15 protein-coding genes are annotated in these 13,923 nt (G+C 65.4%); 8 read left to right on the top strand and 7 right to left on the bottom strand.

Translation table 11 applies throughout. From position 1 onward, the window contains the following. Positions 1-42: 42 nt before the first annotated feature. From JQ591_RS15400 to JQ591_RS15385, 4 genes are all read right to left on the bottom strand, one after another. Complete coding sequence (locus JQ591_RS15400; protein ID WP_211396844.1) at positions 43-432, bottom strand: RidA family protein; 390 nt, start codon at positions 430-432, stop codon at positions 43-45. 135 nt (positions 433-567) lie between these two features. Further along, the gene (locus tag JQ591_RS15395) at positions 568-1,155 is read right to left on the bottom strand and encodes a GNAT family N-acetyltransferase (RefSeq protein WP_211396843.1); all 588 of its coding nucleotides are present in this window, start codon (positions 1,153-1,155) and stop codon (positions 568-570) included. Positions 1,156-1,300: 145 nt separating this feature from the next. Next, complete coding sequence (locus JQ591_RS15390) at positions 1,301-2,443, bottom strand: type III PLP-dependent enzyme (RefSeq protein WP_211396842.1); 1,143 nt, start codon at positions 2,441-2,443, stop codon at positions 1,301-1,303. A 672-nt stretch (positions 2,444-3,115) separates the two neighbouring features. Further along, a complete protein-coding gene (locus JQ591_RS15385; protein WP_007597166.1) occupies positions 3,116-3,370 on the bottom strand; it encodes a hypothetical protein in 255 nt (84 codons plus the stop codon). 136 nt (positions 3,371-3,506) lie between these two features. On the opposite strand from JQ591_RS15385, the gene JQ591_RS15380 reads away from it, so the two are divergent. The 3 genes from JQ591_RS15380 to JQ591_RS15370 are packed head-to-tail and all read left to right on the top strand — an operon-like array spanning position 3,507 to position 7,338. Then, the gene (locus JQ591_RS15380; RefSeq protein ID WP_211396841.1) at positions 3,507-5,588 is read left to right on the top strand and encodes a M3 family metallopeptidase; all 2,082 of its coding nucleotides are present in this window, start codon (positions 3,507-3,509) and stop codon (positions 5,586-5,588) included. Continuing rightward, the gene (locus JQ591_RS15375; RefSeq protein ID WP_211396840.1) at positions 5,588-6,226 is read left to right on the top strand and encodes a DUF1007 family protein; all 639 of its coding nucleotides are present in this window, start codon (positions 5,588-5,590) and stop codon (positions 6,224-6,226) included. The genes JQ591_RS15380 and JQ591_RS15375 overlap by 1 nt, the downstream gene beginning before the upstream one ends. Continuing rightward, positions 6,217-7,338, top strand: coding sequence for a nickel/cobalt transporter (locus JQ591_RS15370; RefSeq protein WP_211396839.1), 1,122 nt, complete (start codon positions 6,217-6,219; stop codon positions 7,336-7,338). Before JQ591_RS15375 ends, JQ591_RS15370 begins: the two co-directional genes overlap by 10 nt. Positions 7,339-7,408: 70 nt before the next feature. On the opposite strand, the gene JQ591_RS15365 is transcribed toward JQ591_RS15370, so the two are convergent. Further along, positions 7,409-7,807: an MAPEG family protein gene (locus tag JQ591_RS15365; protein ID WP_211396838.1), complete on the bottom strand. Its 399-nt coding sequence runs from the start codon at positions 7,805-7,807 to the stop codon at positions 7,409-7,411. Positions 7,808-7,889: 82 nt separating this feature from the next. On the opposite strand from JQ591_RS15365, the gene hemH reads away from it, so the two are divergent. From hemH to JQ591_RS15345, 4 genes are all read left to right on the top strand, one after another. Then, positions 7,890-8,927 (top strand): ferrochelatase, encoded by a 1,038-nt coding sequence (gene hemH, locus JQ591_RS15360; protein ID WP_211396837.1) that lies wholly within the window; start codon positions 7,890-7,892, stop codon positions 8,925-8,927. Between the two features lie 10 nt (positions 8,928-8,937). Then, entirely contained in the window at positions 8,938-9,915 is a 978-nt protein-coding gene (locus JQ591_RS15355; protein ID WP_211396836.1) for an ABC transporter substrate-binding protein, read from the top strand. Positions 9,916-10,168: 253 nt separating this feature from the next. Then, positions 10,169-11,170 (top strand): SPFH domain-containing protein, encoded by a 1,002-nt coding sequence (locus JQ591_RS15350; protein ID WP_211396835.1) that lies wholly within the window; start codon positions 10,169-10,171, stop codon positions 11,168-11,170. 15 nt (positions 11,171-11,185) lie between these two features. Next, entirely contained in the window at positions 11,186-11,629 is a 444-nt protein-coding gene (locus JQ591_RS15345) for an NfeD family protein (RefSeq protein WP_211396834.1), read from the top strand. 181 nt (positions 11,630-11,810) lie between these two features. On the opposite strand, the gene JQ591_RS15340 is transcribed toward JQ591_RS15345, so the two are convergent. Continuing rightward, the gene (locus tag JQ591_RS15340; RefSeq protein ID WP_211396833.1) at positions 11,811-12,137 is read right to left on the bottom strand and encodes a winged helix-turn-helix transcriptional regulator; all 327 of its coding nucleotides are present in this window, start codon (positions 12,135-12,137) and stop codon (positions 11,811-11,813) included. A gap of 72 nt (positions 12,138-12,209) precedes the next feature. Between JQ591_RS15340 and JQ591_RS15335 the strand changes: the two genes are divergently transcribed. Then, positions 12,210-12,764, top strand: coding sequence for a carboxymuconolactone decarboxylase family protein (locus JQ591_RS15335; protein WP_211396832.1), 555 nt, complete (start codon positions 12,210-12,212; stop codon positions 12,762-12,764). A 108-nt stretch (positions 12,765-12,872) separates the two neighbouring features. On the opposite strand, the gene JQ591_RS15330 is transcribed toward JQ591_RS15335, so the two are convergent. Further along, positions 12,873-13,880, bottom strand: a complete 1,008-nt coding sequence (locus tag JQ591_RS15330; protein ID WP_211396831.1) for a KpsF/GutQ family sugar-phosphate isomerase — start codon at positions 13,878-13,880, stop codon at positions 12,873-12,875. Between the last annotated feature and the right edge of the window lie 43 nt (positions 13,881-13,923).

The raw sequence follows: 13,923 nt of genomic DNA, 5'->3' as shown, positions 1-13,923 counted from the left end.
GTTTCTCCGGAACGTGCTGGCGAACAAATGTTGAGGGATGGATCAGGCGCTGCGGCGCTTGGCGGTGACTTCGATCTCGACCTTCATCTCGGGCCTGGCGAGGGCGGAGACGACCAGCAACGTCGCAGCCGGCCTGATGTCGCCGAGAACCTCGCCGCAGACGGCGAAGTGGGCATCGATGGTGCTGGCGTCGGTGACGTAGTAGGTCGCACGGACGATATCGGCCATCTCGAACCCACCCTCCTTTAGGGCGGCTTCGATGGTCTTGAAGCAGTTGCGTGACTGGCTCGTGACATCGGCCGGCATCGTCATCGTGGTGTAGTCGTAGCCGGTGGTTCCCGCGACAAAGGCGAAATCGCCGTCGATCACGGCGCGGCTGTAGCCGACGGTCTTCTCGAGGGGAGAGCCGGTGGAGAGCAGGCGACGGGACATGGTCGTGGGCCTCGGCTGAAGGGGGTGTTTGGCGGGTTAAAGGGCGTTTCTCGGGCCTGCGCAACCCTAAAGGAACGGGCGCGCGCGGGCATCGCCGCGGGACGCGGCTTCGGTCGTCGCCATCATGGCAATCCCTTAGGCCGCGTGCGCCTCGAGGCCGCGAACTACCCTCCGTTTGGGCAGGGCCGCGCCGGTCGGGACGATCATCCCGGCTGCGCCGTCCAGCGCGCCCGCCGTGAATTCGATCGCCAGCAGGCGATCGCGTTCGAACGGGCCGGGCAGCGACAGCTCGCCGGTGTTCTCGGCCGAGAAGCCGAAGCGGGCGTAATAGGGGGCATCGCCGAGCAGGATCACGGCGGCATGCCCGCGCGCCCGGGCGGCGGCCAACGCTTGTTGCATCAGCGCGGCGCCGATCCCGAGCTCGCGGCAGGCAGGGTCCACCGCCAGCGGTCCGAGGACCAGAGCGGACCTGCCTCCGGCGCTGACGTGCCACAGCCGCACGGTTCCCACGAGTGTCCCCTCGCGCACGGCGGCCAGCGCAAGGCCGGCAGCGGGTGCGCGTCCGTCGCGCAGGCGCTGGCAGGTGCGGTCATGGCGGTTCTCGCCAAAGGACGCATCGAGCAGCGCTTCACGCATCGCAACGTCGGCAGCACGCTCCGCACGGATCGCGAACGGAGAGGCTTTCGAAGTGAGGGCAACCTGTGTCTTCCGAAAAGCAGTCATGGCGCGTCAGTCCCCGCTTGAATCGGACGTGCGCGAGGCACGCCGTCCAAGGCGTCGTCAGAAATCGAAATGTCAGGGAGGGAGCCGGCAAGCCGGCTCCCGGGTTCGTCAGGCCTCAGCCGAGAGGCGGATCAGATGTGGCAAATCAGATGTGGTAGGTCTTCAGCGGCGGGATACCGTTGAACGCCACCGCCGAGTAGGTCGACGTATAGGCCCCGGTGCCTTCGATCAGCAGCTTGTCGCCGATCTCGAGCGTCACCGGAAGCGGATACGGGTTCTTCTCGTACAGCACGTCGGCGCTGTCGCAGGTCGGGCCCGCGAGCACGCACGGCGTCATGTCCGCACCGTCATGCGGGGTGCGGATGGCGTAGCGGATCGACTCGTCCATGGTCTCGGCGAGGCCGCCGAACTTGCCGATGTCCAGATAGACCCAGCGCACCTCGTCCTCGTCGCTCTTCTTCGAGATGAGCACGACCTCGGATTCGATGATGCCGGCGTTGCCCACCATGCCGCGGCCCGGCTCGATGATGGTCTCCGGAATCTGGTTGCCGAAGTGCTTGCGCAGCGCGCGGAAGATCGACCGGCCGTAGGTGACCACCGGCGGCACGTCCTTCAGGTACTTGGTCGGGAAACCGCCGCCCATGTTGACCATGGTCAGGTTGATGCCGCGCTCGGCGCAGTCGCGGAATACCTGCGAGGCCATCGCCAGCGCACGGTCCCACGCCTTCACCTTGCGCTGCTGCGAGCCGACATGGAAGGAGATGCCGTACGGCTCCAGGCCCAGACGCTTGGCGACGTCGAGCACGTCGACGGCCATCTCCGGATCGCAGCCGAACTTGCGCGACAGCGGCCATTCGGCGCCGGCGCAGTCATAGAGGATGCGGCAGAACACTTTTGCGCCGGGAGCGGCACGGGCGACCTTCTCGACCTCGGCGGCGCAATCAACCGCGAACAGCCGAATGCCGAGCGCGAAGGCGCGCGCGATGTCGCGCTCCTTCTTGATCGTGTTGCCGTAGGAGATGCGGTCGGGCGTCGCACCGGCGGCCAGCGCCATCTCGATCTCGGCGACCGTCGCGGTGTCGAAGCAGGAGCCCATGGAGGCGAGCAAAGCCAGCACTTCCGGCGCCGGGTTCGCCTTGACGGCATAGAACACGCGGCTGTCGGGCAGCGCCTTGGCGAAGGTCTGGTAATTGTCGCGCACGACCTCGAGGTCGACGACGAGGCACGGTTCGGTGTCGAGGCCCTCGCTGCGGCGGTTGCGCAGGAATTCCTGGATACGGTCGGTCATAGCACTCTCCCAAACGGCCCAGCGACGGGGATCCGTTCAAAAAATGACGTCGGATAAGAGCGCTCCGGCCAGATCGCGCGATGGAGGCGCGACGAGCCAAAGACTCACATCAGACTGTGCTGCCGTGGATTGGTTGGGAATTTTCCCGCCCGCACACCTGGCAATGAAGGACAAGCCTTTTCAGTAGCCCGCGCCGGCGTTGGACTGCCGGTAGAGACCAAAAAAGCCCGATCCGTCGTTGCTTTAAGTCGCGTCCCCCGTTGAGAGCGGGGTGCGCCGGTTCGCCTCCGGCTGCCAGTCACGGTTGCAAAGAGTAAAGTCACCTTCGACAAGGCATCTCTTTGAGAGAGATGCTGGACGCTCCGGGTTTGCTTTCGTCTTCCGGCTATGAGCCTTCCGACTTCCGCACTTCCGAAGAGCCCCTCGGCTTCTTCACCCCTTGGCGGCTGTCCGGCCTCTTGTCCGGATACCTACCGACTGACACACGACCACAGGCACGTGCGAAATTGGGCAATCCGCACATAAGTGTTTTGACTCTGGTTCGCAAGAGATTTTTTAGGCTGGCAACAGAATTGCCTAACATCTGCTTGCGCAGTGTTGCGCCAGCGACGCGGAAGATGAACGCGCGTTAAGTTTTTCCGCGCGCGCGTGTCTCTCGTACGCGAGGAAGCGTCAGCCGCGCTTCGTGAACGGCTCGACGCGCTGAGCGGCGCGGATGAAGGCAGTCATCACGAGAACGCCGAGCGCGAACAGCGCGGCCTGAAGGATGTGCGTGCCCTGCTCGCCCAGCCCGAACAGGATCGCGAGCGCCCAGCCGCCGGCAAACGCCGCGCCGAACACCTCGGCGCCGATCAGGATGGCGGCGCTGATGACGGTGATGACGCTCGGCCAGACGATTCGACGGGAAGACGAGGAGGTCGCGTTCATGAGCTCAGGGGTCCTAGGCTTGAAGGGCCGCAATCTCCTCGAAAAGGCGGCCGGGAGCAAGGGCAAATGGCCCAAAAAAGCCCCATCGCGTGCTATAGCTGGCCGCAACAATCGAGCCACAAAATCGAGACTTGCGATGTCAGAACCCCGCCAAACTACGGACTCCGAGACCAACCCGCTGCTGAAGGCCTGGGTGACGCCGTTTGCGACCCCGCCCTTCGACGAGATCAAGCCGGAGCACTTCCTCCCGGCCTTCGAGCAGGCCTTCGCCGACCACTCCGCCGAGATCGCCGCGATCACCAGCGACCCGACCGCGGCCGACTTCGCCAACACCATCACGGCGCTGGAGCGCTCGGGCAAGCTGCTCAGCAAGGTCGCGTCGGTCTTCTACGACCTCGTCTCGGCGCATTCCAACCCGGCCATCCTGGAGATCGACAAGGAGGTTTCCTTGCGGATGGCGCGGCACTGGAATCCGATCATGATGAACGCCGTGCTGTTTGGCCGCATCGCCCAGCTGCACGAGAACCGCGCCAATCTCGGTCTGACACCGGAACAGCTCCGCCTGCTCGAGCGCACCTACACCCGCTTCCACCGCTCGGGCGCCGGCCTCTCCGAAGAGGCCAAGACGCGGATGGCGGAGATCAACGAGAGACTCGCCCAGCTCGGCACCAGTTTCAGTCATCATCTGCTCGGCGACGAGCAGGAATGGTTCATGGAGCTCGGCGAAGCCGACCGCCAGGGCCTGCCGGAGAGTTTTGTCGCCAGCGCCAAGGCTGCGGCAGAAGAACGCGGCATGGCCGGCAAGGCCATCGTCACGCTGTCGCGCTCCTCGGTCGAACAGTTCCTGAAGAGCTCGGCTCGGCGTGACCTGCGCGAGAAGGTCTACAAGGCCTTCACCGCGCGGGGCGACAACGGCAATTCCAACGACAACAACACGACCATCGTCGAGGTCCTGAAGCTGCGCGAGGAGAGCGCCAATCTCCTGGGTTACCCGACCTTCGCGGCCTACCGGCTCGAGGATTCCATGGCCAAGACGCCGGAAGCGGTGCGCGGACTTCTGGAGCGGGTCTGGAAGCCGGCGCGGGCGCGGGCGCTCGCCGACCGCGACGACATGCAGGCGCTGATCACGGAGGAGGGCGGCAATTTCAAGCTCGCCTCCTGGGATTGGCGCTTCTATGCCGAAAAGCTGCGCCTTCAGCGCGCCAATTTCGACGACGCCGCGATCAAGCCGTATCTCGCGCTCGACCACATGATCGCTGCCGCCTTCGACTGCGCCACCCGCCTGTTCGGCGTTACCTTCGAGGAGCGCAAGGATGTGCCGGTCTGGCATCCGGACGTCCGGGTCTGGGAGATGAAGGGGCCGGACGGCAAGCACAAGGCGCTGTTCTATGGCGACTACTTCGCCCGGCCGTCGAAGCGCTCCGGCGCCTGGATGACCTCGCTGCGCGACCAGCAGAAGCTCGACGGCGAGATCGCGCCGCTGATCCTCAACATCTGCAACTTCTCCAAGGGCGCGGGCGGGGAGCCTTCGCTGCTGTCGCCCGACGATGCCCGTACCCTGTTCCACGAGTTCGGTCATGGCCTGCACGGCATGCTCTCCAACGTGACCTATCCCTCGCTGTCGGGCACATCCGTGTTCACCGACTTCGTCGAGCTGCCGTCCCAGCTCTACGAGCACTGGCAGGAACGACCCGAGGTGCTGCAAAAGTTTGCCCGCCACTACCAGACCGGCGAGCCGCTGCCGGACGACCTCCTGCAACGCTTCCTTGCCGCGCGAAAATTCAACCAGGGCTTTGCCACGGTCGAGTTCGTCTCCTCGGCGCTGGTCGATCTCGAATTCCACACCCAGCCGGCCTCCGCCACGCAGGATGTCCGCGCCTTCGAGAAGAAGGAGCTGGAGAAGATCGGCATGCCCGAGGAGATCTCGCTGCGTCACCGTCCCACGCAATTCGGTCACATCTTCACCGGCGACCATTATGCCGCCGGCTATTACAGCTACATGTGGTCGGAGGTGATGGACGCCGACGCCTTCGGCGCGTTCGAGGAGGCCGGCAACATCTTCGATCCCGCCGTGGCCAAGCGCCTGCACGACGACATCTACTCCTCGGGCGGATCGGTCGATCCGGAAGCCGCCTATGAGGCCTTCCGCGGCCGGCCGCCGGAGCCGGACGCGCTCTTGCGCCGTCGCGGCCTGCTCGACGCCCCGAAGGCGGCCTGATGGGTATGCGCGCCCTGTTCGGGCTGCTGCTCGCCGTCGCCCTGTCGCTCGCGGCTGGCGCGGCGCGAGCGCATCCGCATGTCTGGATCACCGCGACCAGCCAGCTGCTCTACGCCGAGGACGGCACCATCACCGGCGTGCGCCACGCCTGGACCTTCGACGACATGTTCTCGGCCTATGCGGTGCAGGGGCTCGAGAGCAAGATCAAGGGCACCTATACGCGCGAGGAGCTCGGGCCGCTGGCGCAGACCAATGTCGAGTCGCTGAAGGAATACGCCTACTTCACCTTCGCGCGAGCCGACGGCAAGAAGGAGCGATTCCAGGAGCCGGTCGACTACTTCCTCGACTACAAGGATACGGTGCTGACCCTGCACTTCACGCTGCGGCTGAAGAACCCGGTCAAGCCCAAGCAGCTGGTGCTCGAAGTGTTCGACCGCTCCTTCTTCATCGACTTCCAGATGGCCAAGGACAATCCGGTCAAGCTGGTCGGCGCGCCCGCGGGCTGCCAGATGAAGCTTGAGCGCCCGAGCGACGGCACCGCGAGTGCCCAGAAGCTCAACGAGCAGACATTCATGAACGGCGAGAACTCGAATTTCGGCATGATGTTCGCCAACAAGATCACGGTGGATTGCCCTTGAGCGGTCGTCTTCATTCCCCGCTCGCACGCGGGCTGCTCGCCTGCGCTGCTGTTGTTGTCGTGTTGGGTGTAGCCGATGCCGCGCTCCACAATCTCCTGGCGCAGAATCCGTTCGGCGCGCCGCGCCCCGCACAGGCGGCCGAGCCCGAGGCTAGCGGCCTCATCGGCTGGCTCTTGGCAAAACAGTCGGAATTCTATCGCCAGATGTCGGCGACCATCCGCGCCGCGAAGTCCGACGGCTCGGCGGTGTGGACGCTGCTCTTCATCTCGTTCGCCTATGGCATCTTCCACGCGGCCGGCCCCGGCCATGGCAAGGCGGTGATCGCCTCCTATCTCGTCGCCAACCGCGAGACCGCGCGGCGCGGCATCGCACTGTCGTTTGCCTCGGCACTGATGCAGTCGCTGGTGGCGATCCTGATCGTCGGCGTCTCGGCCTGGGTGCTGAATGCGACCGCCAAGACCATGTGCAAGGCGGAAGGCGCGATCGAGATCGCAAGCTACGCCCTGATCGCGCTGTTCGGCCTGCGCCTGGTCTGGGTCAAGGGCCGCACTTTCATCCGTGCCCTCCAGGCGGTTCAGCCGGTGCCGGCGATCGCGGGCGTGCCGCATGACCATCATGATCACGGTCACCACCATCACGATGCGCATGATCATCATCCCCACGATCACAGTCACGACCACGCCCATGCCCATGCCCACCACGAGCATGACCACGTCCACGACGAGCATTGCGGCCATTCCCACGGCCCCACGCCGAGCGAGCTCGCCGGGCCCGGCGGCTGGCGTCGCGGGTTTGGTGCGATCCTCACGGTCGGCATCCGTCCCTGTTCGGGCGCGATCCTGGTGCTGGTGTTCGCGCTCGCGCAGGGCCTGTTCTGGGCCGGCATTGCCGCGACCCTGCTGATGGGGCTCGGCACCGCCATCACGGTCGCGGCCATCGCGGTCGTCGCCGTCTCCGCCAAGGACATCGCCGGTCGCCTCAGCGCGGGCCGCGACGGCGGCGGCGCGCTGTTCATGCGCGGCATCGAATTCGGCGCCGCCGCCCTCGTGCTGCTGTTCGGCGCGGGCCTGTTGTTCGGCTACATCGCGGCCGAACGGACCACGTGTTTCTAGTCAAGACTCTCGTGCCCCGGACGCAGCGCAAGGGTGCTGCACCGCGTCCGGGACACGGCAGCGGTGAACCTCACACCGGCAGAAACCGCTTCAACACCGGCATGAAGAAGATTCCGAGATTGATCGCAAAGCCGATGCTCCAGAGGATCGAGCGCAGCGTCGGGCGGTTGCCGAGATAGGTCAGCACATAGGCGATCCGCACGATCAGGAACAGCGCCGCGAGCTCGTCGATCAGGCGCTGCGGCGAATCCCTGTATTCGGCCAGCAGCACCGCGAAGGCGAAGAACGGAAAGGTTTCGATGCCGTTCTGGTGGGCGCCGAGCGCGCGCTGCGCGATGGCGTCCTCGAAGAAGGCGGGGTCGCGCGGCCGCGAATTGTCGAATCCGCGAAACCGAATCCATTTGATCGAGACGATCGTCGACAGATAAAGCAGCAGCGCTCCAAGGACGCACCATTCCGCGAGTGTCATATTCCCTCCCCCGCTTGGGTGCGACCCTAGCGAAACAGGCCTCATCTTGACAAGTTCGGAGCAACGCGCGACGCAACGATACATGACGACAATCGCCCCCATCGCAGCCGCGAAGCCAGCCGTCCGGTCCAGTCTGCCGCGCGTCGGCGTGCTCCTGGTCAATCTCGGCACGCCCGATACGGCTGATGCGCCCGGCGTGCGGGTCTATCTCAAGGAGTTCCTGTCGGACGCCCGGGTCATCGAGGATCAGGGCCTGATCTGGCAGCTGGTGCTCAACGGCATCATCCTGCGCAGCCGACCCCGCACCAAGGCGCTCGACTACCAGAAGATCTGGAACACCGAGAAGAACGAGTCGCCGCTGAAGACCATCACGCGGTCGCAGAGCGACAAGCTCGCAGCCGCGCTGTCGGATCGTGACCACGTCGTGGTGGATTGGGCGATGCGCTACGGCAATCCCTCGATCAGGTCGGGCATCGACGCGCTGATCGCGAAGGGGTGCGAGCGCATCCTCGCCGTGCCGCTCTATCCGCAATATTCGGCCCCGACCTCGGCGACCGTCTGTGACGAGGTGTTCCGCGTGCTTGCCCGCCTGCGGGCGCAGCCGACGCTGCGGGTGACGCCGCCTTATTACGAGGACGAGGCCTATATCGAGGCGCTCGCCACCTCGATCCAGACGCATCTGGCGAGCCTGCCGTTCGAGCCGGAGCTGATCGTCGCCTCCTTCCACGGCATGCCGAAATCCTATGTCGACAAGGGCGATCCGTATCAGGGCCAATGCGTCGCCACCACCGAGGCGCTGCGCCGCAGGCTCGGGATGGACGAGACGAAGCTGTTGCTGACCTTCCAGTCGCGCTTTGGCAATGACGAGTGGCTCCAGCCCTACACCGACAAGACCATGGAGCGTCTGGCGAAAGAGGGCGTGCGCCGCATCGCGGTGGTAACGCCCGGCTTTTCCGCCGACTGCCTGGAGACGCTGGAGGAGATCGCGCAGGAGAATGCCGAGATCTTCAAGCACAATGGCGGCGAGCAGTTTTCCGCGATCCCCTGCCTAAACGACAGCGAACCCGGCATGGATGTGATCCGCACGCTCGTGCTGCGCGAGCTTCAGGGCTGGATCTGATGGGCGCCCCATGAATCGCCGCGAGGTTCTGGCGCTTCTTGGGATGACCGCGGCGCTGCCGGCCTCAGTGTTGGCGCAGCAACCGAACGCGACGCGCCGGCTCGGCGTGCTCTCGGTCACTGCGGCCGACGATGCGATCGGGCAGACGCGTAGCGCGATCCTGGTCGAGGCGCTTGCCGGCCATGGCTGGAAGGAGCGCGACAACCTCAAGATCGATTGGCGTAACGGCGGCGGCGACCGTGCGCGCATCGCGCAACTCGCCGACGAACTCGTGGCGCTCAAGCCCGACATCCTGCTTGCGGTCGGCACGCCATCGGTGGAGGAGCTGCGCCGGCGCACGACGACGATCCCGATCGTTTTCGCCGTCGTCACCGATCCTGTCAGCCAGGGTTTTGTCCAGAATCTCGCCCATCCCGGCGGCAATGTCACCGGCTTCACCGATTACGACGGCCCGCTGGCCGGTAAATGGCTGGAGATGCTGACACAGGTCACGCCAAAACTGTCCCGTGTCTTCGTCGTCTACAATCCCGCCACCGCGCCGTTCGCGCCCCTGATGCTGCGTACGATCGAGGACGCTGGCCGCGCGCTCCATGTGACGGTGGAGCCCGCGCCGGTCCATGACAGGGCCTCGATCGCCGCCCTGGCTTCGCGGAAAGACGGCGGCCTGCTGGTGCTGCCGGACTTCTTCACCATGTCCAACCGTGCGCATCTGCTGGCGGCGATCAGTGAAGCGCGCGCGCCGGCGGTGTTCTGGAGCCGCACCTTCGTCGACGAGGGCGGCTTGATGTCCTACAGCACCGATAGCGCCGAGCAGCTCCGCCGCGCCGCCTCCTATATCGATCGCATCCTGAAGGGTGCGCGAGCGGCCGACCTGCCGGTCCAGAATCCCACCACGTTCGAGCTGGCGATCAACTTGAAGACGGCCAAGGCGATCGGCGTCACGCTTGCGCCAAGCCTGCTCGCAACCGCGAACGAGGTCATCGAGTAGGATTTGGCTGCGACCGCCGGCATGGCTGGGTTCGTTAATTTTCGCCGCTAGGTCTGCGCCTGCACTCTTTCAAGAGCGCCTCGCAAATACATAATCGCGGCCATTCCCTCTCCCGGCGTCTTGTGTAGAATCACGCCGATGCCGAGATTATGCACGACCGCTGAACCCATCGCTGAACCCTTCTGAACCCTTGGGGTTGTGATCCCGACCAATGACAGCGCGGGAAAGGGCCTTTTCCCGCCTTGGAGGAAATATGAGCGGTTTCGACATTTTCGCGATTGTGCTGGTTTTGCTCGTCATCGTCACGCTGGTTGCCGGCGTGAAAACGGTGCCGCAGGGCTATGACTGGACCATCGAGCGGTTCGGCAAATACACCCAGACGCTGAGCCCGGGGCTCAATCTGATCGTGCCCTATTTCGATCGCGTCGGGCGCAAGATCAACATGATGGAGCAGGTGATCGACATTCCCGAGCAGGAGGTGATCACCAAGGACAACGCCACCGTGACGGTCGACGGCGTCGCCTTCTTTCAGGTGTTCGACGCCGCCAAGGCGAGCTACGAGGTCTCCAACCTGACCCAGGCCGTCACCGTGCTCACCATGACCAACATCCGTTCGGTGATGGGCTCGATGGATCTCGACCAGGTGTTGTCGCACCGGGACGAAATCAACGAGCGCCTGCTGCGTGTGGTTGATGCCGCCGTCTCGCCCTGGGGCCTCAAGGTCAATCGTATCGAGATCAAGGACATCGTGCCGCCGGCAGACCTCGTCGAGGCGATGGGCCGACAGATGAAGGCCGAGCGCGTCAAACGCGCCGACATCCTTCAGGCTGAAGGTGCACGCCAGTCCGAGATCCTGCGCGCCGAGGGTGCCAAGCAGGGCCAGATCCTCCAGGCGGAAGGTCGCCGCGAGGCCGCCTTCCGCGACGCCGAAGCACGCGAGCGGTCGGCGGAAGCCGAGGCCAAGGCGACGCAGATGGTCAGTGAAGCCATCGCCAAGGGCGACGTCGCGGCGCTGAACTATTTTATCGCCGACAAGTATATCAAGGCGTTCGGCCAGTTCGCGGACTCGCCGAACCAGAAGATCATCATGCTGCCGATCGAAGCCACCAGCATGCTCGGCTCGCTCGCCGGCATCGGCGAGATTGCCAAGGCGACGTTCGGCGAAAGCGCGGCGTCCGCGGCCGCCGCTGCCCGCCGCGGCTCGGTGCCGTCGTCCAGCCCGACGCCGCCGGCAGTGCCGCCGCGGCAGGGGTAAGAAAGAGGTCGTGTCATGACCGACATGTTGGTATCGCTGGGCACCTGGAACTGGCTGATATTCGGCTTCATGCTGATGGCGCTGGAGGTGCTGGCGCCGGGAATCTTCCTGTTCTGGCTCGGGCTCGCCGCGTTGCTGGTCGGCCTGATCTCGTTCGCGTTCGCCATGTCCTGGCAGATCCAGCTCGTGATGTTCGCAGTGTTCGCCGCCGCCGCCGTGCCGGTGTGGCGCCGGCTCGCGCGGTCGAAGGGGGATGCGAGCGCCAGCCCGTTCCTCAACAAGCGCGCGGATGCGCTGCTCGGCCGCGAGTTCACGCTGGAGAAGCCGATCGTCGACGGCAACGGCACCATGCGCATCGGCGACACGGTCTGGCGCGTCGCTGGGCCCGATACGCCGGCGGGGACGCGGGTGAAAGTGGTGCAGGTGGACGGTGCGAATCTGACCGTGGCGGCGGCGTGATTCTTTCTTCCCTCCCCCCTTGTGGGGAGGGTGGCTCGCCGCGCAGCGGCGAGACGGGTGAGGGGTATCTCGCCTCCAACGCTGAGCTGAGTTTGCGGAGACAAACCCCTCATCCGGCGCTTCGCGCCACCTTCTCCCACAAGGGGAGAAGGAAGATTGGAGCGCGGAGCTACGACTAACGCTACCTCTTCCACCGCTCCGCAAACCGGTGCAGCGGCATGAACGTCTCGCACAATTCCCGTCCGAGCGCCGTCAGCCCGTAACCGCCAGCTTCGCCCAGCTCCACGAACCCCGCTTCACGCAGCTCGCTCAGCCGCGCCTGCAGCACCGTCGGCGAGGCCTCGTCGCAGGCGGTGCGCAAGCCGCGCGAGGTGAGGGGGGCATCGCGCAATTCCCACAGGATCCGTAAGGCCCAGCGTCGCCCCAGCAGGTCAAGCAGCGCCATGATCGGCCGCCCGGTGCGCGAGCCACGGACGCTGCGCGATCTGGAGGAGGTCTGTTTCGCCATCGTCGCCCTCTTGCGTGTCGCTACAAATAGTGTAGCATGTTGCTACAGTAAATGTAGCAAGAGAGACGGCCAATGTCCGAGGCTTCACCGCGCATTGCCCCGCTCACCCCGCTTTATCCCCCGGAGATCCAGGCGCAGTTCGACCGCATCATGCGCGGCGCGCCGCCGCTGCTGCTGTTCCGGGTGATGGCGGGCCATACTCGCGCCTGGGACAAGTTTCGCGCCGGCGGCCTGCTCGATCCCGGCCCGCTGTCGTTGCGCCAGCGCGAGATCGTCATCGACCGCACCTGCGCGCTGAACAAATGCGAATATGAATGGGGCGTGCACGTCGCGACCTTCGCCGCGCCGGCGCGGCTCAGCGAGGCTGAGGTGCGTGCGACCGTACAGGGCGATGCGGCGTCGTCTTGCTGGTCGCCGGCCGAGCAGGCGCTGATCGCCGCCGTCGACGCGCTGCATCACCGCGCGACGTTTGACGACGCGGAGTTCGCCGCGCTGTCGGCGCATTACGACGAGGCGCAGATCCTGGAGATCATGCTGCTGTGCGGCTTCTACCGCACGGTGTCGTATCTGGCGAACGGGCTGCGGCTGCCGCTGGAGCAGACGGCGGCGAGATTTCCGCAGCTCTAACCACACGTCATTGCGAGGAGCTCTTGCGACGAAGCAATCCAGGCTGTCTCCGCGGTGACAATCTGGATTGCTTCGCTGCGCTCGCAATGACGGAGGAGAGAGGACGCGCTAAGCCACGCCCGCCCGCAGCAGATCGTGCAGATGCACGATGCCCACCACCTTGTCCGCCTCGGTCACGACCAGCGTCGTGATCTTGCGGGTGTTCAGCACCTCGATCATCTCGGTGGCCAGCATCGAGGGCGGCACGGTCTTCGGCTGCCTGGTCATGATGTCGTCGACCGACGCCGTCAGCAGGTCCGGCCGCATGTGGCGGCGCAGATCGCCGTCGGTGATGATGCCGACAGCCTCGTTCGCATCGTTGACGATGCAGACGCACCCCAAACCCTTGGCGGACATCTCCATCACCGCGTCCGACATCTTGGTGCCGAGCGGCTTGAGGGGGATCTCCGCGCCGGTGCGCATGTAGTCGCGGACGAATTTCAGCATCGCGCCAAGCTTGCCGCCGGGGTGGAAATGCGCGAACTCGAGCGCGGTGAAGCCGCGGCCTTCGAGCAGCGCGATCGCGAGCGCATCGCCGATCGCGGCCTGCATCAGGGTCGAGGTGGTCGGCGCCAGATTGTGCGGGCAGGCCTCGCGCGCCTTCGGCAGCTCGATCACGATGTCGGCCGCTTGTCCAAGCGAGGATGCCGCGTTCGACGTCACCGCGATCATCGGGATCGCGAACCGCGCGGAATAGTTCACGAGGGTCTTCATCTCCGGCTGCTCGCCGGACCAGGACAGTGCCATGATGACGTCGTCGGTGGTGATCATGCCGAGGTCGCCATGGGCGGCTTCGGCGGTATGCACGAAGAAGGCGGGCGTGCCGGTCGAGGCCAGCGTCGCCGCGATCTTGCGGCCCATATGGCCCGACTTGCCGAGCCCGGTGACGATGACGCGGCCCTTCGCGTTGCGGATCAGATCGACCGCCTTGGCGAAGCTCGGGCCCAGCGGGCCGCGCAGGGCGGCGGCGAGCGCATTGATGCCGCCGCTCTCCGTCTCCAGCGTGCGGAGTGCGGATTCGACGCTGTCGGGAATGGGGCCGGATGATTGGGTCATCAGCGGTTTCGAACTCGGCATGTTCTGGTCCAGGGAGGAGGGGCGTTCGCCCGTTGGCGCCTGC

The sequence above is a fragment of the Bradyrhizobium canariense genome (assembly GCF_018130465.1).
In the GTDB taxonomy this organism is placed as follows: Bacteria; Pseudomonadota; Alphaproteobacteria; order Rhizobiales; family Xanthobacteraceae; genus Bradyrhizobium; species Bradyrhizobium canariense_C.
This window is presented reverse-complemented; position numbering and strand designations above follow the sequence as displayed.